Annotated in this window: 29 protein-coding genes and 2 riboswitches; of the genes, 17 read left to right on the forward strand and 12 right to left on the reverse strand. The window is 67.5% G+C overall.

Going from position 1 to position 23,418, the window contains the following annotated elements; genetic code table 11:
* Positions 1 to 119 precede the first annotated feature (119 nt).
* From clpC1 to E0T84_RS01815, 4 genes are all read left to right on the forward strand, one after another.
* Positions 120 to 2,648 (forward strand): ATP-dependent protease ATP-binding subunit ClpC, encoded by a 2,529-nt coding sequence (gene clpC1 / locus E0T84_RS01800; RefSeq protein WP_138743585.1) that lies wholly within the window; start codon positions 120 to 122, stop codon positions 2,646 to 2,648.
* Positions 2,649 to 2,703: 55 nt separating this feature from the next.
* A riboswitch (cobalamin riboswitch) is annotated at positions 2,704 to 2,829 on the forward strand.
* 28 nt (positions 2,830 to 2,857) lie between these two features.
* A complete protein-coding gene (locus E0T84_RS01805; RefSeq protein WP_070187733.1) occupies positions 2,858 to 3,073 on the forward strand; it encodes a CbtB-domain containing protein in 216 nt (71 codons plus the stop codon).
* A gap of 24 nt (positions 3,074 to 3,097) precedes the next feature.
* The gene (locus E0T84_RS01810; RefSeq protein ID WP_138743586.1) at positions 3,098 to 3,862 is read left to right on the forward strand and encodes a CbtA family protein; all 765 of its coding nucleotides are present in this window, start codon (positions 3,098 to 3,100) and stop codon (positions 3,860 to 3,862) included.
* Positions 3,863 to 3,868: 6 nt separating this feature from the next.
* Complete coding sequence (locus E0T84_RS01815; RefSeq protein ID WP_070943882.1) at positions 3,869 to 4,420, forward strand: histidine phosphatase family protein; 552 nt, start codon at positions 3,869 to 3,871, stop codon at positions 4,418 to 4,420.
* 7 nt (positions 4,421 to 4,427) lie between these two features.
* Here E0T84_RS01815 and E0T84_RS01820 read toward each other — a convergent pair whose 3' ends face one another.
* Both E0T84_RS01820 and mhuD read right to left on the reverse strand, forming a co-directional pair.
* On the reverse strand, positions 4,428 to 5,795 hold the full coding sequence (locus E0T84_RS01820) for a serine hydrolase (RefSeq protein WP_212757691.1): 1,368 nt from the start codon (positions 5,793 to 5,795) through the stop codon (positions 4,428 to 4,430).
* Complete coding sequence (mhuD, locus tag E0T84_RS01825) at positions 5,770 to 6,087, reverse strand: mycobilin-forming heme oxygenase MhuD (protein ID WP_070187736.1); 318 nt, start codon at positions 6,085 to 6,087, stop codon at positions 5,770 to 5,772. Before mhuD ends, E0T84_RS01820 begins: the two co-directional genes overlap by 26 nt.
* A 39-nt stretch (positions 6,088 to 6,126) precedes the next feature.
* Here mhuD and E0T84_RS01830 point away from each other — a divergent pair, with 39 nt between their 5' ends.
* Positions 6,127 to 6,888, forward strand: coding sequence for an alpha/beta fold hydrolase (locus E0T84_RS01830; protein WP_070943883.1), 762 nt, complete (start codon positions 6,127 to 6,129; stop codon positions 6,886 to 6,888).
* Here the strand turns inward: E0T84_RS01830 and E0T84_RS01835 are convergent.
* Positions 6,871 to 7,101, reverse strand: a complete 231-nt coding sequence (locus E0T84_RS01835; RefSeq protein ID WP_070187738.1) for a hypothetical protein — start codon at positions 7,099 to 7,101, stop codon at positions 6,871 to 6,873. The genes E0T84_RS01830 and E0T84_RS01835 overlap by 18 nt on opposite strands.
* Before the next feature lie 71 nt (positions 7,102 to 7,172).
* Between E0T84_RS01835 and E0T84_RS01840 the strand changes: the two genes are divergently transcribed.
* Entirely contained in the window at positions 7,173 to 8,144 is a 972-nt protein-coding gene (locus E0T84_RS01840) for a GlxA family transcriptional regulator (protein WP_070187739.1), read from the forward strand.
* A 4-nt stretch (positions 8,145 to 8,148) separates the two neighbouring features.
* On the opposite strand, the gene E0T84_RS01845 is transcribed toward E0T84_RS01840, so the two are convergent.
* Both E0T84_RS01845 and E0T84_RS01850 read right to left on the reverse strand, forming a co-directional pair.
* Positions 8,149 to 8,448 (reverse strand): hypothetical protein, encoded by a 300-nt coding sequence (locus E0T84_RS01845; RefSeq protein WP_138743587.1) that lies wholly within the window; start codon positions 8,446 to 8,448, stop codon positions 8,149 to 8,151.
* Positions 8,449 to 8,509: 61 nt separating this feature from the next.
* A complete protein-coding gene (locus tag E0T84_RS01850; RefSeq protein ID WP_138743588.1) occupies positions 8,510 to 9,382 on the reverse strand; it encodes an A/G-specific adenine glycosylase in 873 nt (290 codons plus the stop codon).
* 25 nt (positions 9,383 to 9,407) lie between these two features.
* On the opposite strand from E0T84_RS01850, the gene E0T84_RS01855 reads away from it, so the two are divergent.
* Positions 9,408 to 10,028, forward strand: coding sequence for a carbonic anhydrase (locus E0T84_RS01855; RefSeq protein WP_070187850.1), 621 nt, complete (start codon positions 9,408 to 9,410; stop codon positions 10,026 to 10,028).
* Between the two features lie 73 nt (positions 10,029 to 10,101).
* Positions 10,102 to 10,872, forward strand: coding sequence for a hypothetical protein (locus tag E0T84_RS01860; protein ID WP_083339192.1), 771 nt, complete (start codon positions 10,102 to 10,104; stop codon positions 10,870 to 10,872).
* A gap of 3 nt (positions 10,873 to 10,875) precedes the next feature.
* Here E0T84_RS01860 and disA read toward each other — a convergent pair whose 3' ends face one another.
* From disA to E0T84_RS01875, 3 genes are all read right to left on the reverse strand, one after another.
* Positions 10,876 to 11,955: a DNA integrity scanning diadenylate cyclase DisA gene (gene disA / locus E0T84_RS01865; protein WP_171054875.1), complete on the reverse strand. Its 1,080-nt coding sequence runs from the start codon at positions 11,953 to 11,955 to the stop codon at positions 10,876 to 10,878.
* A 60-nt stretch (positions 11,956 to 12,015) separates the two neighbouring features.
* The gene (gene radA / locus E0T84_RS01870) at positions 12,016 to 13,422 is read right to left on the reverse strand and encodes a DNA repair protein RadA (protein WP_138743589.1); all 1,407 of its coding nucleotides are present in this window, start codon (positions 13,420 to 13,422) and stop codon (positions 12,016 to 12,018) included.
* A gap of 80 nt (positions 13,423 to 13,502) precedes the next feature.
* Positions 13,503 to 14,081: a hypothetical protein gene (locus E0T84_RS01875; RefSeq protein ID WP_138743590.1), complete on the reverse strand. Its 579-nt coding sequence runs from the start codon at positions 14,079 to 14,081 to the stop codon at positions 13,503 to 13,505.
* Positions 14,082 to 14,378: 297 nt separating this feature from the next.
* Between E0T84_RS01875 and carD the strand changes: the two genes are divergently transcribed.
* The 5 genes from carD to rlmB are packed head-to-tail and all read left to right on the forward strand — an operon-like array spanning position 14,379 to position 18,406.
* Complete coding sequence (carD, locus tag E0T84_RS01880; protein ID WP_003921720.1) at positions 14,379 to 14,867, forward strand: RNA polymerase-binding transcription factor CarD; 489 nt, start codon at positions 14,379 to 14,381, stop codon at positions 14,865 to 14,867.
* 6 nt (positions 14,868 to 14,873) lie between these two features.
* Positions 14,874 to 15,542, forward strand: a complete 669-nt coding sequence (gene ispD / locus E0T84_RS01885; protein WP_138743591.1) for a 2-C-methyl-D-erythritol 4-phosphate cytidylyltransferase — start codon at positions 14,874 to 14,876, stop codon at positions 15,540 to 15,542.
* Positions 15,539 to 16,015 carry a 2-C-methyl-D-erythritol 2,4-cyclodiphosphate synthase gene (gene ispF, locus E0T84_RS01890; protein ID WP_070943887.1) on the forward strand — a complete coding sequence of 159 codons (477 nt, stop codon included), beginning with the start codon at positions 15,539 to 15,541 and terminating at the stop codon, positions 16,013 to 16,015. Before ispD ends, ispF begins: the two co-directional genes overlap by 4 nt.
* 45 nt (positions 16,016 to 16,060) lie before the next feature.
* Positions 16,061 to 17,461 (forward strand): cysteine--tRNA ligase, encoded by a 1,401-nt coding sequence (gene cysS / locus E0T84_RS01895; protein ID WP_138743592.1) that lies wholly within the window; start codon positions 16,061 to 16,063, stop codon positions 17,459 to 17,461.
* Positions 17,462 to 18,406 carry a 23S rRNA (guanosine(2251)-2'-O)-methyltransferase RlmB gene (gene rlmB / locus E0T84_RS01900; protein WP_070187747.1) on the forward strand — a complete coding sequence of 315 codons (945 nt, stop codon included), beginning with the start codon at positions 17,462 to 17,464 and terminating at the stop codon, positions 18,404 to 18,406.
* A 54-nt stretch (positions 18,407 to 18,460) separates the two neighbouring features.
* Here rlmB and E0T84_RS01905 read toward each other — a convergent pair whose 3' ends face one another.
* The 4 genes from E0T84_RS01905 to mrf form a co-directional block, all read right to left on the reverse strand.
* Positions 18,461 to 19,726 carry an SLC13 family permease gene (locus tag E0T84_RS01905; protein ID WP_138743593.1) on the reverse strand — a complete coding sequence of 422 codons (1,266 nt, stop codon included), beginning with the start codon at positions 19,724 to 19,726 and terminating at the stop codon, positions 18,461 to 18,463.
* A 103-nt stretch (positions 19,727 to 19,829) separates the two neighbouring features.
* A complete protein-coding gene (locus E0T84_RS01910; RefSeq protein ID WP_138743594.1) occupies positions 19,830 to 20,753 on the reverse strand; it encodes an MBL fold metallo-hydrolase in 924 nt (307 codons plus the stop codon).
* A gap of 16 nt (positions 20,754 to 20,769) precedes the next feature.
* Positions 20,770 to 21,024, reverse strand: coding sequence for a type B 50S ribosomal protein L31 (locus E0T84_RS01915; RefSeq protein ID WP_138743595.1), 255 nt, complete (start codon positions 21,022 to 21,024; stop codon positions 20,770 to 20,772).
* Positions 21,021 to 22,205, reverse strand: a complete 1,185-nt coding sequence (gene mrf, locus E0T84_RS01920; RefSeq protein ID WP_171054851.1) for a ribosome hibernation factor-recruiting GTPase MRF — start codon at positions 22,203 to 22,205, stop codon at positions 21,021 to 21,023. The genes E0T84_RS01915 and mrf overlap by 4 nt, the downstream gene beginning before the upstream one ends.
* 75 nt (positions 22,206 to 22,280) lie before the next feature.
* Between mrf and rpmB the strand changes: the two genes are divergently transcribed.
* The 4 genes from rpmB to rpsR all read left to right on the forward strand — a co-directional run bounded on the left by rpmB (position 22,281) and on the right by rpsR (position 23,249).
* Positions 22,281 to 22,517, forward strand: coding sequence for a 50S ribosomal protein L28 (rpmB, locus tag E0T84_RS01925; RefSeq protein WP_070187751.1), 237 nt, complete (start codon positions 22,281 to 22,283; stop codon positions 22,515 to 22,517).
* On the forward strand, positions 22,517 to 22,681 hold the full coding sequence (gene rpmG / locus E0T84_RS01930) for a 50S ribosomal protein L33 (protein WP_138743596.1): 165 nt from the start codon (positions 22,517 to 22,519) through the stop codon (positions 22,679 to 22,681). Before rpmB ends, rpmG begins: the two co-directional genes overlap by 1 nt.
* Positions 22,681 to 22,986 (forward strand): 30S ribosomal protein S14, encoded by a 306-nt coding sequence (rpsN, locus tag E0T84_RS01935; protein WP_138743597.1) that lies wholly within the window; start codon positions 22,681 to 22,683, stop codon positions 22,984 to 22,986. The genes rpmG and rpsN overlap by 1 nt, the downstream gene beginning before the upstream one ends.
* A complete protein-coding gene (rpsR, locus tag E0T84_RS01940; RefSeq protein ID WP_138743598.1) occupies positions 22,986 to 23,249 on the forward strand; it encodes a 30S ribosomal protein S18 in 264 nt (87 codons plus the stop codon). Before rpsN ends, rpsR begins: the two co-directional genes overlap by 1 nt.
* Positions 23,244 to 23,387: riboswitch (cobalamin riboswitch) on the forward strand. It overlaps the preceding gene by 6 nt.
* Positions 23,388 to 23,418 lie beyond the last annotated feature (31 nt).

The raw sequence follows: 23,418 nt of genomic DNA on the forward strand, positions 1-23,418 counted from the left end.
CGCGCCCGGGACGGCCGCCCATTAGAGTGGACGGTAGGTACTACGTGCGGGCTATGAGAAAACCGACAGAACGCAGCCGTACGCGGGTACCGCTAGCGATGGAGAGCAGGTAACCACCGATGTTTGAGAGATTTACCGACCGTGCCCGCAGGGTCGTCGTCCTGGCGCAAGAAGAAGCCCGGATGCTCAACCACAACTACATCGGGACCGAGCACATCCTGTTGGGTCTGATTCACGAGGGCGAAGGCGTCGCCGCCAAGTCGCTGGAGTCGTTGGGCATCTCGCTGGAAGGCGTGCGCAGCCAGGTCGAGGAGATCATCGGCCAGGGTCAGCAGGCCCCGTCCGGGCACATCCCGTTCACGCCGCGCGCCAAGAAGGTGCTGGAGCTGTCCTTGCGCGAGGCGCTGCAGCTCGGCCACAACTACATCGGCACCGAGCACATCCTGCTCGGTCTGATCCGCGAAGGTGAAGGCGTCGCCGCCCAGGTGCTGGTCAAGCTCGGCGCCGAGCTGACCCGCGTGCGCCAGCAGGTCATCCAGCTGCTGAGCGGTTACCAGGGCAAGGAGGCCGCCGAGGCCGGCACCGGTGGCCGTGGGGGCGAGTCGGGCAACCCGTCGACGTCTCTGGTGCTCGACCAGTTCGGCCGTAACCTGACCGCCGCCGCCATGGAGGGCAAGCTCGATCCGGTCATCGGCCGCGAGAAGGAAATCGAGCGCGTCATGCAGGTGCTGAGCCGCCGCACCAAGAACAACCCGGTGCTGATCGGCGAGCCCGGCGTCGGCAAGACCGCCGTTGTCGAGGGCCTGGCACAGGCCATCGTTCACGGCGAGGTTCCCGAGACGCTCAAGGACAAGCAGCTCTACACGCTCGACCTGGGTTCGCTGGTCGCGGGCAGCCGCTACCGCGGTGACTTCGAGGAACGCCTCAAGAAGGTGCTCAAGGAGATCAACACCCGCGGCGACATCATCCTGTTCATCGACGAGCTGCACACGCTCGTCGGCGCGGGTGCCGCCGAGGGCGCCATCGACGCCGCGTCGATCCTGAAGCCCAAGCTGGCCCGCGGCGAGCTGCAGACCATCGGTGCCACCACCCTCGACGAGTACCGCAAGTACATCGAGAAGGACGCCGCCCTGGAGCGCCGGTTCCAGCCGGTCCAGGTGGGTGAGCCGACGGTCGAGCACACCATCGAGATCCTCAAGGGTCTGCGTGATCGTTACGAGGCGCACCACCGCGTCTCGATCACCGACGGCGCGCTGGTGGCCGCCGCCACTCTGGCCGACCGCTACATCAACGACCGGTTCCTGCCGGACAAGGCGATCGACCTGATCGACGAGGCCGGCGCCCGGATGCGTATCCGCCGGATGACCGCTCCGCCAGACCTGCGCGAGTTCGACGAGAAGATCGCCGACGCGCGCCGGGAGAAGGAGTCCGCGATCGACGCGCAGGACTTCGAGAAGGCGGCGAGCCTGCGCGATCGGGAGAAGACTCTGGTCGCCCAGCGCGGTGAGCGTGAGAAGCAGTGGCGCTCAGGCGATCTCGACGTTGTCGCCGAGGTCGACGACGAGCAGATCGCCGAGGTGCTGGGCAACTGGACCGGTATCCCGGTGTTCAAGCTGACCGAGGCCGAGACCACGCGCCTGCTGCGCATGGAGGACGAGCTGCACAAGCGGATCATCGGCCAGGAGGATGCCGTCAAGGCCGTCTCGAAGGCGATCCGCCGTACCCGCGCCGGTCTGAAGGACCCGAAGCGCCCGTCCGGTTCGTTCATCTTCGCCGGCCCGTCCGGTGTCGGTAAGACCGAGCTGTCCAAGGCGCTGGCCAACTTCCTGTTCGGCGACGACGACGCGCTCATCCAGATCGACATGGGCGAGTTCCACGACCGCTTCACCGCGTCGCGGCTGTTCGGTGCCCCTCCGGGCTACGTCGGCTACGAAGAGGGCGGCCAGCTCACCGAGAAGGTGCGCCGCAAGCCGTTCTCGGTCGTGCTGTTCGACGAGATCGAGAAGGCCCACCAGGAGATCTACAACAGCCTGTTGCAGGTCCTGGAGGACGGACGTCTCACCGACGGACAGGGCCGCACGGTCGACTTCAAGAACACGGTGTTGATCTTCACCTCGAACCTGGGCACCTCCGACATCAGCAAGGCGGTCGGACTGGGCTTCAGCCAGGGCGGCGGGGAGAACAACTACGAGCGGATGAAGCAGAAGGTCAACGACGAGCTCAAGAAGCACTTCCGGCCGGAGTTCCTCAACCGCATCGATGACATCATCGTGTTCCACCAGCTGACGCAGGACGAGATCATCCAGATGGTCGACCTGATGATCGGCCGGGTCGGCAACCAGCTCAAGACCAAGGACATGGCCATGGAGCTGACCGACAAGGCCAAGGCCCTGCTGGCCAAGCGAGGCTTCGACCCCGTGCTCGGTGCCCGGCCCCTGCGCCGCACCATCCAGCGCGAGATCGAGGATCAACTGTCCGAGAAGATCCTGTTCGAGGAGCTCGGGCCCGGCCAGTTGGTCACGGTCGACGTCGAGGGCTGGGACGGCGAAGGTGCCGGCGAGGACGCGAAGTTCACGTTCTCGGGCGCGCCCAAGGCGGCCGGCTCCGATGGTCCGGACCTGGCCAAGGCCGGAGCCACTGCGGAATAACTGCACATGAGAAACGCCCCCACCCATCGGTGGGGGCGTTTTTCGTCCTGCCGATGGGTCGATCGCCTGCGCCGGTAGTTACGATGCTGATGTAATCGACAGGAACAGGAATCTGGTGAGAGTCCAGAGCGGCCGCGCCACTGTTAACAGTCAGACCCTGACCTGTCGCGACACGGACTGGGACGCGAATTCCCGGAAAGGACCACCCGATGGCTTCCACTGACGCACGCGCCAGCCACGCTCGGCCGATCGACCTGTCGGCCACCAAGGCGGTGCTCTGGCTGACCCTGACGGCGTTCGTGGCGCTGCTGGCCCTCTATTTCGTCGGAATGGACCAGGGCGCAACGTCGGTGTTCGGTAACAACACCTACGTGCACGAGTTCGTGCACGACGCCCGCCACCTGCTCGGTTTCCCCTGCCACTGACCCGCGGGCGAGATAACCGAGCCAATGGAAAGACAGATCATCGGGCGCGGCATCTTGGCCGGCGCCCTGGCAGGTGTGCTTGCTTTCGGATGGGCGAAGCTGCTGATCGAACCGATCATCGGCAGGGCGATCGACTTCGAGAACGGTGTCGGCGCAGCGGATGAAGCCGCGGAGCATTCACACGGCGCCGGTGGGCATTCCCACGGCGGTGAGAGCGTCGAGGTGTTCACCCGCGGCGTGCAATCCAACGTCGGCATGGGCCTCGGCGTCCTGATCTTCAGCGTCGCGATGGGCGCCCTGCTGGCCGTCGTGTTCTGCGCGGTCTACGGCAGGGCCAACCTGTCGGCGCGCGCGTTGGCTGCATTGACGGCCGGCGGCATGCTCGTCAGCCTGTGGATCGTCCCGGCGCTCAAATACCCGCCGAACCCGCCGGCGGTCAGCCTCGACGAGACCATCCAGCAGCGCACCCTGCTGTACCTGCTATTGGTGGTGCTCTCGGCAGGGTTGTTCGTCGGTTCGGTACTGCTGGCGCGCCGGCTGACACCGAAGCTGGGGGTGTGGAATGCGTGCCTGGTAGGCGTCGCGGACTATGTGGTCTCGATGGCCGTGGTCTTCCTGATCCTGCCGGGCATCCACGAGACCCCGTCGACGTTCCCGGCCGACGATCTCTACCAGTTCCGCCTGTTCTCGCTGGGCACGCAGGTGGTGATATGGGCGACGATCGGTCTGGTGTTCGGGGCGATGGCGTCGAGGTTGTTGGAAGGTAAGCGGGAGTCAGTGTCGGCGTGAGTCCCAGTGAGTGAGGTCGTCCGGCTGACGTTGGTGTCTCACGCCATGACCGACGCCACGGCAGCCGGCCGGTTTCCCACCGACGAGCCGCTGAATGCGCTGGGGCATCGTCAGGCTGATGCGGCCGTTGAACTCGGTGTCATCGACGCCGCGTATTGCGGGCCGGAGAAGCGGGCCCGCCAGACCGCCGAACTGCTGGGGCTCTCGGCGGCGGTCGAGCCGCAACTGGCCGATCTGGATTTCGGCGGCTGGCGCGGCAGTGTGCTCGGCGGCCTGCCGCCGGCCGACCTGGCGGTCTGGCTGACTGATCCGGCCCGGGCACCGCACGGCGGTGAAACGGTGGTCGGTCTCGTCAACCGGGTGCACCGTTGGCTGGACAGCCTGGCGCCGGTGCGTGGCCGGCTGGTTGCGGTGACACATCCGGCGGTGGTCCGGGCCGCCATCCTGGTGGCGTTGGACGCACCGCCGAGGTCTTTCTGGCGCATCGATGTTGCACCGATGAGCCGTACGGTCATGCATTTCCGCGGCCAGGCTTGGACGCTGCGAAGCGGCAGCTAGCCCGGTCCTAGTGCGCCACCGGAGCCATCGCGAATGCCCGCTTGGCGATTTGCAGCAGCCAGCCCGCGGCGGTAGGGCTGCGGAACTTCGGCCAGTTCAGCTGGAAACTGAACACCCACGGCTGTCCGGTGTGGTCCACCGCGTACCAGCTGAAGGTCAGGTCGCCGGGTAGGTTTCCGCCCTTGGCGCCGATGTATTTCCATTTCGCCGGATCCGGGTCGATGCCGGGCAGCGCGGACAGGATGTCCTTCACGGGCGCGGCAGGGCCGACGGCAGAGGCCTGCAGGGCGGCGTGCACCCGGCAGATGTCGGCGGCGCTGGCGAACCACTCCAGCCCGTCGTTGGAGGCCGGGGTGTGCGTGCGGTATGGATCTGGTTCGTAGGGACGGGAATTGGTCTGTTGCAGCAGTGCCACCCGCCCGGCGGGGGACGCGCTGTTCCACTCGTCGCGAAGGTTGGGCTTACCCCAGCCGACGGAGAAAACCTCGTGCATGGTCGGGAACGGGGTCATGCTGGCCGGGTCGTGGTGGCCGGCGGTCACCAGCGCGCGTTCCACGGCCGACGGGCCCACCCGTCCGATGAGCAGGTCGGTGGCCATGTTGTCGCTGGCCGAGATCATCTGCTGGGCTGCGGTTCGCACAGTGATCTCGGCACCGGGGGGAAGCTTGTCCAGGCCGGCCGAACCGAGCTTCTTGCCCTCCTTGGTGATTGTGAGGTGATCGTCCCAACGCAGGGTCCCGGCTTTGACCGCATCCGAAACTGCAAGCAGCACATAGAGTTTGAAGATCGAAGCCAGGGGCAGCGACAGCTCGGTGTTGGTGCCTGCGACCTGCTCGCACTTACCGTTGTTCACCTTGGACACCCGGTAGGAGTAGCGCGCGCCCGATTTGGTCAGCTCGGTGTCGATATCGGACCAGGTTTCGATCTTCGGCGGCACCAGCGTGACGTCGAAACGGTCGACCAGACCCGCGTCGTTGGTCCTCAGTTCGATGTCTTGGGCCACGTTGTAGGAAGTGAGTACGTGCAACGTGGCCTGCGCGGCCCCGATGTCCACCGAGGTGACCTTGAACGGGCGATCCCACCAGATGGAGTCCATCTTGGTGCCGACCAGATCGACCTTCTCGGGTGCGGCCAGGGTGCGCACGCCGATCGGACCGATCGGCCAGTCGGAGTTGAGCATGTCCATGGTCTGCTTGGCCCGCAGACCCGGAGGGGTGATGGTGTCGATGTGCGCGCCGTAGGACACTTCTGCCGCGGGCGCGACATTGGGCGAACAGCCACAAGCCAGGGCCGCGGCGACCGCCGTGATGGCCGTCAGGCCAACCGTGCGGCGCAGCGTCCGGCCGCGGCTACGCCTGGGCAGCCGGCCCTGCAACGTCCAACACAACCTCGAACTCCAGCAGCGATGCGCCGGTCGCCACAGGCTTTGCCTGCTGGCCCTTGTGTGCCTCGACCGCCGGGCCCGAAGCCCAGGCCTGGAAGGCCTCTTCGGATTCCCACTGGGTCACCACGAAGTAGCGGTCTTCGCCCTTGACGGGGCGGAGCAACTGGAAGCCGAGGAAACCTGGCTGACTGTCGACGGCATGTGCACGGTTCGCGAACCGCTTCTCCAGTTCCGGGCCGGCGTTGGGCGGGACCTCGATGGCGTTGATCTTCACGACGGGCATGGTGTCAAGGCTACCGCGGCGGCCCGGCAAGATAACGGGATGGTCACAGATCTACTCACCCATCGAGGAGGCCGCGGCGAGCCCATCGTCCTGGTGCACGGTCTGATGGGCCGTGGCAGCACCTGGTCACGTCAATTGCCGTGGCTGACGAACCTGGGTGAGGTCTACACCTATGACGCGCCGTGGCACCGTGGCCGCGAGGTGGTCGACCCCCATCCGATCAGCACCGAGCGGTTTGTGGCAGATCTCGGTGATGCCGTGGCCGGGCTCGGGAGGCCGGCGATACTGGTCGGCCATTCCATGGGAGCGTTGCATTCCTGGTGTCTGGCGGCGGCCCGCCCGGAACTGGCGCGGGCCGTGGTGGTGGAGGACATGGCCCCTGATTTCCGGGGCCGAACCACCGGGCCGTGGGAGCCGTGGGTACACGCGCTTCCGGTTGAATTCGGTTCGGCACAAGAGGTTTACGACGAGTTCGGTCCGGTCGCGGGCCAGTACTTCCTGGAGGCGTTCGACCGGACGGAGACAGGTTGGCGGTTGCACGGGTATCCGCAGTGGTGGCTGGACATCGCTGCCCAGTGGGGGACGCGCGACTATTGGCAGCAGTGGCAGGACGTGCGGGTGCCGACCCTGCTGATGGAGGCGGGCAATTCGGTCGCACCGCCCGGGCAGATGCGGCGGATGGCCGAGATCGGGCGGGACGCAAGGTATTTGTATGTCCGGGGCGCGGGCCATCTGATCCACGACGATGCGCCCGGGGTGTATCGCGAAGCGGTGACCAGCTTTCTAGCGGCGCTCGCCTAAGACGCCCGGCCTGGGCCAGGCCGGCTGGTGCTCGAACCGGCTGCGGATCGCGTCGAGATCCTGGCCCGCGCGGTATGTCTCGTAGTCGGGTTGGTGGATGTCGAACAGATCGAGGCGGAACCGCAGGACATTGCTGCGCCGTGCCGCCCAGCCCACCGCCGCGGCGACCGCGAATGGCGAGATCAGGATGATCAGAGCGAGTGCAACAGTCATGGCAGTAATTGTTGTCAGGTAAATATGCAGCCAACAGTGGCAGCGCTGACACCTTACGATAAAATGCTGCCATGCTGAGAAGCGTCTCCACGCTGGTGCTCGACGGCCTGGCCGTTTTCGAGTTCGGGGTCATCTGTGAGGTTTTCGGGATCGACCGGTCCACTGAGGGGGTGCCGAACTTCGACTTCAAAGTGTGCGGCCCCGAACCGGGCAAGCCGGTGCGGACGTCCGTGGGGGCGACGCTGACGCCTGAGCACGGCCTCGACGCTCTGCAGGGCGTCGACTTGGTGGCGATCCCGGCGATCGGGACGTCCGACTACCTGCCCGAGGCATTGGAGGCCGTACGGGCTGCCGCCGACGCGGGCTCGATCATCCTGACCGTGTGCTCGGGCGCGTTCCTCGCCGGCGCGGCCGGTCTGTTGGACGGTCGGCCGTGCACCACGCATTGGATGCACGCCGACGCCCTGGCCCGCAAATATCCGACCGCCAAGGTGGACCGCAACGTCCTGTTCGTCGACGACGGCAACCTGATCACCAGTGCCGGCACTGCAGCGGGTATCGATGCGTGCCTGCACCTGGTGCGCCGGGAACTCGGCAGCGAGGTGACCAACAAGATCGCCCGGCGGATGGTGGTCCCCCCGCAGCGCGACGGCGGGCAACGCCAGTTCATCGACCAGCCGATCCCGGTCCGATGTTCGGAAGGCTTTGCCCCGCATCTGGATTGGATCATGACCAATCTCGACAAGCCGCATACGGTGACCTCGCTGGCCAGGCGATCGGCGATGTCCACCCGCACGTTCGCCCGCCGGTTCGTCGAGGAGACCGGCACCACGCCGATGCAGTGGATCACCGATCAGCGGGTGTTGTACGCACGCAGGCTGCTCGAGGAGTCCGACCTCGACATCGACCGGATCGCCGGGCGGGCCGGATTCGGCACCGCAACGCTGCTGCGTCACCACTTTCGCCGCGTCATCGGTGTGACGCCCTCGGATTATCGACGTCAATTCGCCTGTGGTGCAGACGAAGAGGCCGTCACAGCCTGACGGGTCAGCCGTCGGGCTGGCAGGCCACATTGACGTAGACCGTGGTGTGTTGCGACGGATCGACCCGATACCCACTCGCGTCGATGTTGGAATCGGCCAGCCCGTGCACCCCGGTCAGCCGGCAGTTCGACAGTGCCGTATTGCTGTTGGAGTTGATCTGCACGTGGTAGCCACGGTTCTGCAGGTCCTGCACGGTGTCTGCGGCAGAGCCGGTGCCCGCGGGTGCGGCATCGGCCGGCGCCGCGAGGCCCAGCCCGACGGCCACCGCCGTACACCCCAAGGTTGCTAAAAGTTTGCTTGACATGACTCCGTTCTATGTGGCAAGGCGTCTATATGGCGCGCTGCGACGGGAATTCATGCCGATCTCATGTAATTTCGCCTTCACCGGCCAGTGCGAACCGGCCGTCGTTTGTTTGCTCGACCAGTCCGTCGACCAGTAGTGAGTCCAGTGCCCGATCCCGTTGCGCGGTGTCGGTGAGCCAGGCCACGTCCAGCTGCGCGCGAGTGACCGGAGAGCTGCTGCCGCGCAGCACGTCCAAGAGCCTGCCGCGGGCCTGGCGATCGGTTCCGGCGTACCGCTGGACGCGCTTGACTGTCGTTGCGGCCGGGTAACCCGCACTGCGCCAGCGGCATCGGCTCAATGGGCAACTGCGGCATACCGGCGCGCGGGCTGTGCACACCACCGCGCCCAGCTCCATCAATGCGGCAGAGAACGTCGGCGCGGTGGCGTCGTCGGGCAGCAGTGCGGCCACGTCATCGAGGTCGCGGGCCCGGGCGGGGGCGTCGGCCTGCCCGTGCAGGACTCTGGTGACGACCCGGCGCACATTGGTGTCGACCACCGGAACGCCGGCCGAATATGCGAAACAGGCCACCGCCCGGGCCGTGTATGCGCCCACGCCGGGCAGCGTCAGCAGAGTGTCGACGTCCCTGGGGACCTCGTCGCCGTACTCGGAGGCGATCACCACCGCACATTCGTGCAGGCGTTTGGCCCGGCGGGGGTAACCCAGCTTGCCCCAGGCGCGCAGCACCTCGGCCGAACCCGCGGCGGCCGTGGCAGAGGGGGTCGGCCACCGGTCGATCCAGGCCAGCCAGATCGGCTCCACCCGGGACACCGGCGTTTGCTGCAGCATGAATTCACTCACCAGGATCTGCCACGCGCTCACCCCGGGCCGCCGCCACGGCAGGTCCCGTTGGGCCTGCTCGTACCAGCTCACAAGCTCACCTGCGTCGATGTTCATCGGCGACTCATGCAGAATGGCTTACATGCCCAATTCGAATCCGGTGTCCGCGTGGAAGGCACTCAAGGACGGTAACGCTCGCTTCGTAGCGGGCGAACCGCAGCATCCCAGCCAGGACATCGCGCGCCGTGCCAGCCTGGCGAACGGCCAGAAGCCCACCGCGGTGGTGTTCGGATGCGGCGACAGCCGTGTCGCCGCGGAGTTGCTGTTCGACCAGGGCCTCGGCGACATGTTCGTGGTGCGTACCGCGGGCCACGTCATCGACAACGCGGTGCTGGGCTCGATCGAGTACGCGGTGTCGGTTCTGAACGTTCCGCTGATCGTGGTCCTGGGCCATGACAGCTGCGGTGCGGTCAAGGCCGCCATCAACGCCCTCGACGAGGGGCAGGTGCCCGGCGGCTACGTGCGGGACATCGTGGAGCGGGTGACTCCGTCGATCCTGATGGGTCGCCATTCCGGGTTGACCCGCGTCGACGAGTTCGAGGCCTTCCACGTCAAGGAGACGGTCAATCAGCTGCAGATGCGGTCGGCCGCGATCTCCAATGGGCTGGCCGCCGGCACGCAGGCCATCGTGGGTGCCACCTACCACCTGTCCGACGGTCACGTGGAGCTTCGTAGCCACCTCGGCAACATCGGCGAAGCCTGAGAATTTCGGCACCGGGCCGACACGCCGGGGCGCCTCGGTCAACTGCGCATGACCTGGGCTTACCGTGAAAGCCGTGTTGGATCTCGAACCTCATGGGCCACTGCCCTCGCAGATTTACTGGCGGCGCCGCGCGCTGGCCATCGGAATCGCGGTGGTGGTCGTGGGGATCATCGCCGCGATCGTCGCGGTCATCATGACCAGCGGGTCCGGAGCCGAGACCAAATCTGCTGACGAGGCCACCGCCGAGGCCGCCCCGCCGACGCCGCTGCCCGGCGAGAACCCCGAGGTCAAGACCCCGGTGGTGCCGCCGGTTCAGCATGCGCCGCCGCCGACGGCCACGCCGACGGCGGCTGTCACGCCGCCGCCGTTGCTCAGAGAGGGTGACGACTGCCCGGATTCCACCCTCGCGGTCAAGGGCATCACCAGCCAGCCCGAGTATGTCGTGGGCGATCAGCCGAAGTTCACCATGGTGGTGACCAACATCGGCTTGGTGGCCTGCAAGCGCGATGTGGGGGCGGCGGTGCTGGCCGCCTACGTGTACTCGCTGGACAACAACCGGCTGTGGTCGAATCTGGACTGCGCACCGTCCAACGAGACCCTGGTGAAGACCTTCAACCCCGGTGAGCAGGTCACCACGGAGGTGACCTGGACCGGCATGGGCTCGGCGCCGCAGTGTCCGATGCCCCGCCAGCCGATCGGGCCGGGCACCTACAACCTGATGGTTCAGTTGGGCAATCTGAGATCGGCGCCGGTGCCGTTCATCCTGGCCCAGGCCAACGCGCAGCAGCCGGTGCCACCCGCCGAGGGCGTGCCGCCGGGCCCCCTGCCGGGACCGGGCAACTGAGGCTCAGGCCAGCCGGTCGGCGATAGTCGACTCGGCCAGTAGTGACAGGCCTTCCCGAATATGTCGGGCCCACATCGATCCGATGCCGTCGACGGATTGCAGATCGTCGGCGCTGGCGGCCAGCAGCCCCTGCAGGGACCCGAACGAGCGGACCAGCAGATCGACATGGGCGAACTGCAGGCGCGGTATCCCCGCCATCGCGCGGTAGCCGCGTGAGCTCATCGCCGAATCCTGCGCCTCGGCCGTCGATGGGTATCCGAAAACCCTTGCCAGCGTGGTGAAGTCGAGAAGTTCACTGTCGGTGAGGGCGTCCAGCTCATCGAGGGTGGCGTGGACCTGTGCGGCGGTCGGCGGGTCCGGCAGGGCGTGGTAATCCCGCACGATCAGCTCGCGCGCGGCCTCGTTGTCGCCGACGAGTTCGTCGAGTTGCAACTTGAGCTGGCGCCCGTCGGTGCCCAGTTCCACGACGTCGGCATCGATCTCAAGGCTGATGCGCCGCACCATCTCCAGGCGCTGCACCACGGTCATGACGTCACGCAGGGTCACGAAATCTTCGATCTCGGCGGTGGACAGCTGCTTGCTCACCTCGTCGAGCCGGCCCTTGTAGCGCTCCAGCGTGGCGATGGTCTGGTTCGCGCGCGACAGGATGGTCGCCGAATCGGGCACCACGTGGCGTTCCCCGGCGACGTAGACCGTCACGATGCTCATCGAGTGGCTGACCGAGATCACCGGGTAACCGGTCTGGATGGCGGTGCGCTCGGCCGAGCGGTGGCGGGTGCCGGACTCGTCGGTGGGGATCGACGGATCCGGCACCAGTTGGACGTTGGCCCGCACTATCCGGCTGCCGTCACTGGACAGCACCACCGCGCCGTCCATCTTCGACAGCTCACGTAACCGGGTCGGGGCGTACCGCACGTCCAGGGCGAATCCGCCGTCGCAGATGGCTTCCACGCTGTCGTCGTAGCCCAGCACGATCAGCGCGCCCGTCTTGCCGCGCAGGATGCGCTCCAGGCCGTCGCGTAACGGGGTTCCGGGTGCCAGCCGGCCGAGGGTCTCTCGTAGCGTCGGCCGAGCCAGATGCACAACGGTGCGGCTGGTCCTGGCGCCGGAGTTCACGGCCATCAGCTCTCCTCGGGTCGGCCGCTATTGTCCGTGATGAGATTGATTGCTGGCAATCGCGATGTCTTTGAGTGCCCGTAGTGCCGCCCCGATGTGATCGACGGTGATGACGCGCAGCCCCGCGGGCACGCTGGTGACCCCGGGCGGCACCACGGCAATGTTGAACCCCAGCCGGGCGGCCTCTGCCAGCCTGCGGTCCATGCCGGTGACCCGGCGCAGATCGCCGACCAGCCCAACCTCACCGATCGCCACCGCGTTCATCGGCAACGCGACGTCGAGATAGGCCGATGCCACGGCCACCGCCACGGCCAGGTCCGAGGACGGGTCGGTCAGCCGCATACCGCCGACGGTGGACAGGTAGATGTCGTTGTTGCCGATCGGCAGGCCGCAGCGGGTCTGCAGCACCGCGCCGATCATGGCAGCGCGGGCCGAATCTATCCCGCTGACGACCCGCCGCGGTGGCCCCACGGGCGGGGCGACGAGTGCCTGCACCTCGCCGATCATCGGGCGCTTGCCGTCGAGGGTGACCGTGATGGCGGTGCCCGGTACCGCGGCCGGGCGCTGATCCAGGAAGAGCCCGGAGGGATCGCTGACGCACTCGATTCCGTTGTCGTGCATCTGGAAACAGCCGACCTCGTCGGCGGCGCCGAACCGGTTCTTGACGCCGCGCACCATGCGCAGGGTCGACGCGTGATCGCCTTCGAAGTGCAGCACCACGTCGACAAGATGCTCCAGCGAACGCGGGCCTGCGATGGCACCGTCCTTGGTCACATGGCCCACCAGGATCATGGCTACAGCCGGGTCGCCGACAGCGGTCTTGGCGTGCCCGGTCAGCGCCGTCGTCACCGCACGCACCTGGGTGACCCCGCCGGTCACGCCGTCGGCCTCGGTGGTCGACATGGTTTGCACCGAATCGACGATGACCAGACTGGGCTTGACCTCGTCGATGTGGCCGAGAGCGATCTGTAGATCGGATTCGCCTGCCAGATAGACGTTGTCGTGCGTGCAGCCGGTGCGTTCGGCACGCAGCCTGATCTGGCCCGCGGACTCCTCACCGGACAGGTACAGCGCGCGGCGGCCGGTGTGCGCCCAGCGGTTGGCCACCTCCAGGAGAAGCGTCGACTTGCCGACGCCGGGTTCGCCGGCCAGCAGCGTGACCGAACCGGCCACGAGGCCACCGCCGAGGACCCGGTCCAGTTCACTGACCCCGGTCGCATGATGCCGGGTGACGCCGGGGTCGATCGAGGTGATCGGCAGCGCGGGGGAGGTCGGGGCCACCGAGCGGCGGACCGACCCGCCCACCGACGACAGGGTGGCTACTTCGTCGACGGTTCCCCAGGTGCCGCAGTTGGCGCAGCGACCTACCCATTTGGGGGTGGTGTGCTGACATTCCGAGCAGCGGTATTGCGAACGTACTTTCGAAGCGGCCACGCCGTGACACTAACGGGTACCCCCGACATCGGCGGTTCGCACGCGCCGGTGGGGGTCCGGAGGGTCAGAGATCTTTCAGGTCAGTGATGGCCACCGGCGGCGGCGCCCTCGCCGGGCTCCTCGCCTGCCTTGTTGCGCCGGGGCGCCTCGCCCGCCGAAATCGGCACGGCCACTGTCGTTTCGCCGTTCTCGAACTTGAACGTGAAGTCGTAGAGCAGCCCGTTGGTGACCGGCTTGGTCAAGGTCACCTTCGCGGTGACAGCGTCGGCGGCCTCGGTCTTCTCCAGCGGTTTGGTCTGGCCGTCGGGCTCGCCCACCACGAGCACGCCGCCCGCCGGGATGGTCTGGTCCCCGGTCAGTGCCACGTCGCCGACGGTGGTCTTGATGGAGACGAGCTTGTTGGGCGCCTCGGTGGAACCGTTGGCTGCGACGAACAGCAGCTCGGCCTCGGAGCCGGGCTCGACATAGTCCTTCTGCTGCGGAGCGCGCAGGTGCACGTTGCGCAGGGCGATCGAGCCGGCCTGGGCGTTGACGCCGTTGACGGCGGGTTCCTGGGTCGCCGTCTGGGAGACCTGCCCGGCACTGCAACCGGTGAGAACGGCTGCGGTCAGGCCACATGCGGCCAGACCGGCCGAGGCACGCATTGCGAAGCGGTTCACTCAAGCCTCCTGAGCTGGGTCGGCGTACTTCGACTATGCACAGTAGTAGGTGGCCTCGGCGGGTGGAATGTGAGGGCGTGGCAGCGGGGTCGAAACGGCGTACCGCACCGGGTGGTTCGGCCTCGCAACCGCTTTGCGGCGGCACCCCTTTCGCACCTCCGGACGGCACTGCAGTTGCACGCTTTCGTCACCGTGTCAACCCCTGTTCTTCACCTGCAGTGCCCCTGACCTGCGCAGTTGGTGCGCATGTGATCTGGGCCCGTGTTACGATGGACTAGCGAAAGGGGCTCGAATCAGATGATTTTCAAGGTCGGAGACACCGTCGTCTATCCACACCACGGTGCTGCGTTGATCGAGGCGATCGAAACCCGGACCATCAAAGGCGAGCAGAAGGAATATCTCGTACTGAAGGTCGCCCAGGGGGATCTGACCGTTCGAGTGCCCGCAGAGAACGCCGAGTACGTCGGAGTCCGCGACGTCGTGGGCCAGGAAGGCCTCGACAAGGTTTTCCAGGTGTTGCGCGCGCCGCACACCGAAGAGCCGACCAACTGGTCGCGCCGCTACAAGGCCAATCTCGAGAAGCTGGCCTCCGGTGACGTGAACAAGGTTGCCGAGGTGGTCCGCGATCTGTGGCGTCGGGATCAGGAACGCGGCCTGTCCGCGGGTGAGAAGCGAATGCTGGCCAAGGCCCGGCAGATTCTGGTCGGCGAGCTCGCGCTGGCCGAGAACACCGATGACGCCAAGGCCGAGACCATTCTCGACGAGGTTCTGGCCGCCGCGTCCTGACGCGTGGTGGCAACAACTGTCGCGGTCGTCCCGGCCGCCGGCTCTGGTGAGCGGCTAGGCGCGGGCAGACCCAAGGCGTTCGTCAGTTTGGGGGACAAACCCCTGTTGGAGTATGCCCTGGATGGGTTGCTGGCTTCAGGGGTGATCGACACGGTCGTGGTCGCGGTGCCGCCCGCGCTCACCGACGAGGCCATCTTGGTGTTCGGGGAACGCGCGCAGATCGTGGCCGGGGGAGCCGACCGGACAGAGTCGGTGGCGCTGGCTCTCGCCGCCGCCGGCGACCCCGATTTCATCCTCGTGCACGATGCTGCCCGGGCATTGACTCCGCCTTCGCTCATCGCCCGGGTGGTTGCCGCGCTGGGCGACGGGCACGCCGCCGTCGTTCCCGGCCTCCCGTTGGCCGACACCATCAAGGCGGTCGACGCCAACGGTGCAGTGCTGGGGACGCCTGAGCGGGCCGGCCTGCGGGCCGTACAGACTCCTCAGGGCTTCCGCGCCGACGTGTTGCGCCGTGCCTACCAGCGGGCCGGCGCTGGAGCGGTCACCGATGACGCCTCGCTGGTCGAACAGATCGGTACGCCGGTGCAGATCGTCGAGGGCGACCCGCTGGCTTTCAAGATCACCACACCCCTGGACCTGTTGCTCGCCGAGGCTGTCATGGTGCGTGGGGCGTGAGGATTCCCAGGGTCGGTCTCGGCACCGACGTCCATCCGATCGAGCAGGGACGCCCCTGCTGGTTGTTGGGTCTGCACTTCGACGGTGCCGACGGCTGCGCCGGACACTCCGACGGCGACGTCGCCGCGCACGCATTGTGCGACGCGCTGCTCAGTGCGGCCGGCCTCGGTGACCTCGGCACGGTCTTCGGTACCGACCGGCCGGAATGGCGCGGGGTGACCGGCGCCGACATGTTGCGGCACGTCCGCGAACTGGTGCAGGCGGCCGGCTTCGAGATCGGCAATGCCACCGTGCAGGTGATCGGAAACCGGCCCAAGATCGGGCCGCGCCGCGAGGAGGCCCAGCGCCTGCTGACCGAGCTGGTCGGGGCGCCGGTATCGGTGTCGGCCACCACCACCGACGGGCTCGGGCTGACCGGCCGGGGCGAGGGATTGGCCGCGATGGCCAGCGCATTGGTGGTTCCTGCCGAATAGGCCGGTAAGCTGGGCCGTCGTGAGCGGAGCGAACGGACAGCCGAAGTGACTGATTTGCGGCTGTACGACACCATGGCGGGTGCCGTACGAGACTTCGTACCGCTGCGGCCGGGGCATGCTTCGATCTATCTGTGCGGTGCCACCGTCCAGGGCTTGCCGCATATCGGTCATGTCCGTAGCGGAGTCGCGTTCGACGTGTTGCGCCGCTGGCTGACCGCCAATGGGTACGACGTTGCCTTCATCCGCAACGTCACCGATATCGACGACAAGATCCTCAACAAGGCGGCCGACGCCGGCCGGCCGTGGTGGGAGTGGGCCGCGACGTATGAGCGGGCGTTCAGCGCCGCCTACGACGCGCTGGGTGTGCTTCCGCCGTCGGCTGAGCCGCGGGCCACCGGCCACATCACCCAGATGGTCGAGCTCATCGACCGGCTGATCGAGAAGGGCCACGCCTACGCCCAAGGTGGCGACGTCTACTTCGATGTGCTCAGCCTGCCCGATTACGGTGCGCTGTCCGGGCACCGTATCGATGACGTGCACCAGGGCGAAGGGGTGGCGACAGGCAAGCGCGATCAGCGCGATTTCACGCTGTGGAAGGGCGCCAAGCCGGGTGAACCGTCGTGGCCGACACCCTGGGGCCGGGGCCGGCCCGGTTGGCACACCGAGTGCGTGGCGATGTGCGAGGCGTATCTGGGCGCGGAGTTCGACATCCACGCCGGGGGTATGGATCTGGTCTTCCCGCACCACGAGAACGAGATCGCCCAGGCGCAGGCCGCGGGCGACGGCTTCGCCCGGTACTGGCTGCACAACGGCTGGGTCACCATGGGCGGCGAGAAGATGAGCAAGTCGCTGGGCAATGTGCTGTCGATTCCCGCTGTGCTGCAACGGGTTCGGGCAGCAGAGCTGCGCTACTACCTGGGCAGCGCGCACTACCGGTCCATGCTGGAGTTCTCCGAGACGGCGCTGCAGGACGCGGTGAAGGCCTACAGCGGTATTGAAGATTTCCTGCACCGGGTGCGCAACCGCGTCGGTGCCGTCGCCGTCGGTGCCTGGACGCCGAAATTCGCGGCCGCACTCGACGACGACCTCGCGGTGCCGATGGCGCTGGCCGAGGTGCACGCTGCCCGCGCCGAGGGCAACCGCGCACTGGACGCCGGTGATCACGCGGGGGCGATGGCGCAGGCCACCTCGATCAGGGCGATGATGGGCATCCTGGGCTGCGATCCGCTCGATGAGCGTTGGGAGTCCCGCGACGAGACGTCGGCCGCGCTGGCTGCCGTGGATGAATTGGTGCAGTGGGCCCTGGCCGGCCGGGCCGAGGCCCGGGCCAACCGGGACTGGGCGGCGGCAGACGCCATCCGGGACCGGCTCAAGGCGGCCGGCATCGAGGTCACCGACACTGCCGACGGCCCGCAATGGGCGCTGGTGGACGGGAACGGAGCGTAGATGGCCGGGAATTCGCAGCGGCGTGGCGCGGTGCGCAAGCCGGGGACCAAGAAGGGGCCGACGGTTGGGTCCGGTGGCGTGCGTCGCCGCGGCCTGGAAGGCCGTGGGGCCACACCGCGCGCGGACCAGCGTCCGCATCATCCGGCCGCCAAGAAGGCCGCCAAGGCGGCGCGTCAGGCGCAGGGCCGGCATCGCAAGACCGACGACACCGAATTGGTGCTGGGGCGCAACCCGGTCGTGGAGTGTCTGCGGGCCAAGGTTCCGGCCACCGCCCTGTATGTGGCGCTGGGCACCGAGGCCGATGAGCGGTTGACCGAATCCGTGCAGATCGCCGCCGACCGCGGCATCTCGATCCTCGAGGTGCAGCGCCACGATCTGGACCGGATGAGCAACAACGGGTTGCACCAGGGCATGGCGCTGCAGGTGCCGCCGTACAACTACGCCCATCCCGACGACCTGTTGAAGGCCGCCCGGGATTCCGGGGAGCCGGCGCTGATGGTGGCGCTGGACAACATCTCCGATCCGCGCAACCTGGGTGCCATCGTGCGTTCGGTGGCTGCCTTCGGCGGGCACGGTGTGTTGATCCCGCAGCGGCGCTCGGCTTCGGTGACCGCGGTGGCGTGGCGCACCAGCGCCGGGGCCGCGGCCCGCACACCCGTAGCTCGGGCGACGAATCTGACTCGCGCGCTGAAGAGTTGGGCCGACGCCGGCCTGCAGGTGGTCGGCTTGGATGCCGGTGGTGACACCACGCTCGACGAGCTCGAGGGCAGCGGCCCGATGGTCGTGGTGGTCGGCTCGGAGGGCAAGGGCCTGTCGCGGCTGGTGCGGGAGAACTGCGATGCGGTGGTGTCGATCCCGATGGCCGGGCCTACGGAGTCGTTGAACGCCTCGGTGGCCGCCGGAGTGGTGCTGGCTGAGATTGCCCGTCAGCGCCGCACTTCCTGATTCGCCGTTCGTTCTGCGGCTGCGGCGCAGAAGTGTGAGTGAGGCCCGCTGCGGCTAGCCTCCGAGGACGCGAAGGCTGACCCACAGCGCCACCACACCGGCCACCAGGGTGAACGGCACCGTCGCCAGCCCTACCCGACTGAACTCGGTGAACTTCGCGGGTAAGCCTTCGCGACGAACCACATTGCGCCACAGCAGGTTTGACAAGGAGCCGACGTAGGTCAGGTTGGGGCCGACATTGACCCCGATCAGCACGGCCAGCACCGCGCCCGGTCCGGCTCCGGCCACCAGCGGCAGCAGCACCAGCACGGCCGGAAGATTGTTGACCAGATTGGCCAGCACGGCCGCGACGGCCGCCAGACCCAACAACGCGGGTAGTGAATCACCGACCGGAAGCACGCCACGCATGCCCTCGCCGAGACCGTTTTGGACCACCGCGTCCACCACCACGCCAAGGCACAGCACAAACGCCAGGAACGGCACGTTGACCGCGCGCACGATCCCGCCGATGGTGCTGCGCCGCTGGGCCAGACTGCGCACGCCGAGCACCACCGCACCGGCCAGCGCCGCCCAGGCGGGCGACGCATCGAACACCGAGGTGACGACGAAACCTGCCAGGGTCAAACCCAGCACCACGAGCACGAACACCGGCACCTCGGGTGGCGGGGGAGTAACGTCGGCGGCCGGGGGTTTCAATTCGTGGCGGAAAAGCCAACGCAGGATGACGAATTCGACAGAGATGACGGCCAGCCAGGGCAGCGCCATCACCGCGCTGAACTGAGTGAAGGACAATCCCGCCACGGCGAATGCCAACAGATTCGTCAGGTTCGACACCGGAAACAGCAAGGACGCGGAGTTGGCCAGATGTGCGCTGGCATAGGCATGTGGCCGCGGCGGCACCGACAGGGTGCGGGCGGTGGCCAGCAGCACCGGCGTCAACAACACCACGGTCGCGTCCAGGCTCAGCACAGCCGTCGTCGTCGCCCCGATCAGGAAGACCCGGGTCAGCAGCCGCTGAGAGTCTCCCCGGCTGGCCCGGGCCATCAGCGTGCCCGCAGCGTGGAACAGGCCCTCGTCGTCGCACAGGTGGGCCAGAACCAGCACGGCCGCCAGGAATCCGACCACCGGCAGCAGGCGACCCGCCTCGGCCAGGGCGTCGTCCGGTGAGATCACGTCGCATGCGATCAACAGGCCGGCGGCCGGGATCGCGACAACGGCCTCGGGCCAGCCCTCGGGGCGCGCCAGTGCGAACACCAGGACCACGGCCAGCAGCACCAGGGCCAGAATCAACGGCGTGGATCCTTTCGGCCGGTCGGACATTCGATTTCACAACGAGCGTGACGCAGGGGCCGCCCCGTCGCGGTGCCCTGCGCCATTTCCGTCACTCTCGGCGCGGTGTGGCTGCCGCAAGCGGTTCAGCGGCTCAGCTGATCCACGGATCGGCACGTTCCCACAGTGTGGGCAGATGCAGGCTGACCCCGTCGCGTTCGGCCAGCCTGGTCAGCACGCGCATCGACACGTCCAGGTCGTCGCCGGCAAAAGGCAAGGCCCGCAACGGTTTGTGCAGCGGCCGGAAGAAGTCGTCCCAATGGATCAGAACCACGCGGCGCGCACCGACGGTGCGGACGGTTTCGGCCCAGTAGTTTTCGAAATACCGTTCGGGCTGCAGCCCGAGTTGGCCGACACCCAGGTAGACCACCTCGGCGCGCTGCCCGGCCAACGCGCCCGGCACCGCGCCGGCGCTGCCGACGATCAGCAGGGTGCGGTCGCTGGGCCGATGGTGCACCAGCGTCGACCAGGCTTCGCCGCACTTGTACGCCGAAGCTTTGACCGGCGGTACGACGGGGGTGGTGATCGTGCCGGGAAAACGATCCGGCGGGCAGTGTTCGGACTCGAACAGCGTCACGTCGAAGGCGCCCAGGGTGAGGGCTTCGCCCGGAGCGACCGTGACGATCCGTTCGGGGGCGAGGCCGCCGCCCACCCCCACCTGGGCCGTCGAGGTGCCGCCCACCAACCGGGCGCCGGTCCGCTCGGCCACCACGGCCGAGTCCATGGCGTGGTCGAAGTGGGTGTGAACCGGCAGCACCGCCTCGAGCTTGTCGATGCCGAGGCGGGCCAGGCTGCCGTCGATGCGGGGCAGTGACGGCTTCAGCTTGCGCAGCACGACGCTGGGCAGTGCGGGCCGCGAGAAGAAACCGTCGGTCAAGACCGCCGACGAGCCGTCGTCCACCAGCAGCGTGCTGACCCCCGCCCAGGTGAGGGTGACCGGGGATTGTGCTGTGCTCGACGGCACGTCGAAGAACCGCGCATAGGAGGCCAGGTCGGGCCTGCCGGGCTTGGGCCGCATGGGCCCACCCTAGGACTTAGATGTGTCCGTAGCGGCGCCGGAACTTCTCCACCTGCCCGGCTGCGTCGAGATGGCGGGCAGTGCCGGTCCAGAACGGGTGTGAGTCGCTGGTGACGTCGACGACGATCAGCGGGTAGGTCTGGGGTCCGTCCGGCGTGGCCCATTCGATGGTGCGCTCACTGGTGGCTGTGGACCGGGTCAGGAACTGGGTGCCGGTGGCGGCGTCCTGGAACACCACTGGGTGATAGTCGGGGTGGATGTTGGGTCTCACGGTTGTCCTCCTTCGTGGTGGCCGCGCGTCGCGGCTTCGTCGGCGCCGGCCTGGTCATCGCATGGGTCTTCGTGCCAGTCGCCGAACGGGTCGGGGTAGCGCGCCCACTCGCCGGGCCGGGTGAGTTCGTCGTCGGTGAGCAGCGCGCCGTGCAGCGCGTCGCTGATCTCGTCCGGGCGGGCGCCGCAGACCAGGACGGTCAGGGACACATGGCGGTCCCCGAACGTGTTGTCCCAGTCGATCGCGGCCATCGCCAGCCGTTCGGGGTCGGTGTAGGCACGCTCGGTGGAATCCATTGCTGCCAGCCATTTCCCGGCGCTGCTGAAATGCAGTCCGCCGCCGGCGGACTCGATCCACATCACCTCGGCCGGGCGGTTGGCCAGCCAGGCTCGGCCGCGGGTGCGTACGACGCCCTCGAGCAGTGGATCGATGGCGGCGTGCAGGCGCAACGGATGAAACGGCCGTCGCGCGGTGAACTCGACGATGCCGACCTCACCGTCTTGGTCCAGCGGTGGTTGTCCGTCGAGCAGCGGATCGTGCGGTGAGCCGACGCGGCCACGCCGGGTCCCGGGGTCCAGGTGTGCCAGCGCCGTCTCGACGCGTTGGGTGCCGACGGTGATGCGGGCTCGGGGCGCGAGCCGGCGCAGCACGGACAGGGTGGTGGCCTCGGGCTCGGTCAGCACCAGCGCATCGGCGAACTCGGCCTGGCCGACCACCACCTGGGCGACAGTGCGGCCGTCGCCCAGCTCGTCGTCGCCAACCGCTTGCCGCAGCCAGTCCTGGGTGTCGATGCAGGTGGTGACCGCCGCGATGCTGACGTCGCGGGCGGCGGGCCCATCGATGTAGCCCGGCCCCACCTGCACGTGGATGTTCTCGATGGCCCAGCACACCGGTTCGGGTTCGAGCCAGCCCATCAGGGCCACGACGATGCGGGTGACATCGCTGCGCCGGTGCAGCCGCCGCAGCAGGATCAGCAGGTCGTCGCGCACTGTGCAGGTCACGCAGCCGTGCGCCAGCTCGAGGGCCATCTCCGACGAGCCGTTCTGATCGGTGACGTTCCTCAGCACCACCTGCCCGTCGTAGGTATGACGGACCAGCACGGTCCCCGGACAGCGGCTCAACTGATCGGCCACACCTTCGACGTCGCCCTGACCGGCGACCAGCACAACAGGGGTGCGCACCTGGCCTCCCAACTAGCTATTGAAAATGATTATCATTACGCTTAAGCCAGGCTACCCCACGAGTGAGGAGATTCAATGTCGGCCCATTGCCAGGTCACCGGGCGCTCGCCCGGGTTCGGCAACACGGTGTCGCATTCGCACAAGCGAAATCGCAGGCGCTGGAATCCGAACATCCAGAACAAGACGTACTACCTGCCGTCGGAAGGGCGCCGGATCCGACTTCGGGTGAGCGCCAAGGGAATCAAGGTGATCGACCGCGACGGCATCGAAGCCGTGGTGGCACGGCTTCGTAGCGCAGGGGAGAAGATCTGATGGCCAGTACCGAGGTTCGCCCGATCGTGAAACTGAAGTCGACGGCCGGGACCGGCTACACCTACGTCACCCGCAAGAACCGCCGCAACGATCCCGACCGCATCGTGCTGCGCAAGTACGACCCGGTGATCCGCAAGCACGTCGACTTCCGCGAGGAGCGCTGATGGCGAAGAAATCCAAGATCGTCAAGAACGATCGGCGCCGTGAGCTGGTGGCGCGCTATGCCGAACGGCGGGCCGAGCTCAAAGAGACCATCCGCAACCCGGCCGGCACGCGTGAGCAGAAGGCCGCGGCGGTCTCGGCGCTGCAGCGGCTGCCGCGCGATTCGAGCCCGGTGCGGCTGCGGAATCGAGATTCGGTCGACGGCCGGCCGCGCGGGCATCTGCGCAAGTTCGGCCTGTCGCGGGTGCGGGTGCGCGAACTTGCCCACCGGGGAGAGCTTCCCGGCGTGCGGAAGTCGAGTTGGTGATGGCGACCAAGACCCGGAAGAACGCGCGGAAACGTCCGCCGGCAACGGAATTGAAGAAGCCTCGGCGTAACCAGCTGGCCGCCCTGGGCATCACCGAAGTCGACTACAAGGATGTCCAGCTGCTTCGCACCTTCATCAGCGAGCGGGGCAAGATCAGGTCCCGCCGGGTCACCGGACTGACCCCGCAGCAGCAGCGCCAGGTCGCCACCGCGATCAAGAACGCCAGGGAGATGGCGCTGTTGCCGGTGGTCGGCCCGGCTTGATTTACCATCGACGGTGATAGAGCGACTGCGGATCGTGGAAGCCGGTGTGAATCCGGCGCGGTCCCGCCACTGTGATCGATGGATCGGCATCAGTTGATCCACGAGAGCCAGATACGCACCGCAGTCGCCACCTCGCACGTACTGGGGCGGATCTCCCCGGAGAGGATGG

The sequence above is a fragment of the Mycobacterium sp. DBP42 genome (genome assembly GCF_005924235.1).
GTDB lineage: Bacteria > Actinomycetota > Actinomycetes > Mycobacteriales > Mycobacteriaceae > Mycobacterium > Mycobacterium syngnathidarum.

What these genes read in the sequence shown, in the direction of transcription:
- E0T84_RS01845 (WP_138743587.1), bottom strand. Translation starts at nt 8,448, where the DNA reads ATGTCAAGCAAACTTTTAGCAACCTTGGGGTGTACGGCGGTGGCCGTC.
- E0T84_RS01855 (WP_070187850.1), top strand. Translation starts at nt 9,408, where the DNA reads ATGCCCAATTCGAATCCGGTGTCCGCGTGGAAGGCACTCAAGGACGGT.
- E0T84_RS01850 (WP_138743588.1), bottom strand. Translation starts at nt 9,382, where the DNA reads ATGAACATCGACGCAGGTGAGCTTGTGAGCTGGTACGAGCAGGCCCAA.
- E0T84_RS01830 (WP_070943883.1), top strand. Translation starts at nt 6,127, where the DNA reads ATGGTCACAGATCTACTCACCCATCGAGGAGGCCGCGGCGAGCCCATC.
- E0T84_RS01810 (WP_138743586.1), top strand. Translation starts at nt 3,098, where the DNA reads ATGGAAAGACAGATCATCGGGCGCGGCATCTTGGCCGGCGCCCTGGCA.
- E0T84_RS01840 (WP_070187739.1), top strand. Translation starts at nt 7,173, where the DNA reads ATGCTGAGAAGCGTCTCCACGCTGGTGCTCGACGGCCTGGCCGTTTTC.
- rlmB (WP_070187747.1), top strand. Translation starts at nt 17,462, where the DNA reads ATGGCCGGGAATTCGCAGCGGCGTGGCGCGGTGCGCAAGCCGGGGACC.
- E0T84_RS01905 (WP_138743593.1), bottom strand. Translation starts at nt 19,726, where the DNA reads ATGTCCGACCGGCCGAAAGGATCCACGCCGTTGATTCTGGCCCTGGTG.
- rpmB (WP_070187751.1), top strand. Translation starts at nt 22,281, where the DNA reads ATGTCGGCCCATTGCCAGGTCACCGGGCGCTCGCCCGGGTTCGGCAAC.
- rpsN (WP_138743597.1), top strand. Translation starts at nt 22,681, where the DNA reads ATGGCGAAGAAATCCAAGATCGTCAAGAACGATCGGCGCCGTGAGCTG.
- rpmG (WP_138743596.1), top strand. Translation starts at nt 22,517, where the DNA reads ATGGCCAGTACCGAGGTTCGCCCGATCGTGAAACTGAAGTCGACGGCC.
- clpC1 (WP_138743585.1), top strand. Translation starts at nt 120, where the DNA reads ATGTTTGAGAGATTTACCGACCGTGCCCGCAGGGTCGTCGTCCTGGCG.
- rpsR (WP_138743598.1), top strand. Translation starts at nt 22,986, where the DNA reads ATGGCGACCAAGACCCGGAAGAACGCGCGGAAACGTCCGCCGGCAACG.
- E0T84_RS01835 (WP_070187738.1), bottom strand. Translation starts at nt 7,101, where the DNA reads ATGACTGTTGCACTCGCTCTGATCATCCTGATCTCGCCATTCGCGGTC.
- mhuD (WP_070187736.1), bottom strand. Translation starts at nt 6,087, where the DNA reads ATGCCCGTCGTGAAGATCAACGCCATCGAGGTCCCGCCCAACGCCGGC.
- E0T84_RS01805 (WP_070187733.1), top strand. Translation starts at nt 2,858, where the DNA reads ATGGCTTCCACTGACGCACGCGCCAGCCACGCTCGGCCGATCGACCTG.
- E0T84_RS01910 (WP_138743594.1), bottom strand. Translation starts at nt 20,753, where the DNA reads ATGCGGCCCAAGCCCGGCAGGCCCGACCTGGCCTCCTATGCGCGGTTC.
- carD (WP_003921720.1), top strand. Translation starts at nt 14,379, where the DNA reads ATGATTTTCAAGGTCGGAGACACCGTCGTCTATCCACACCACGGTGCT.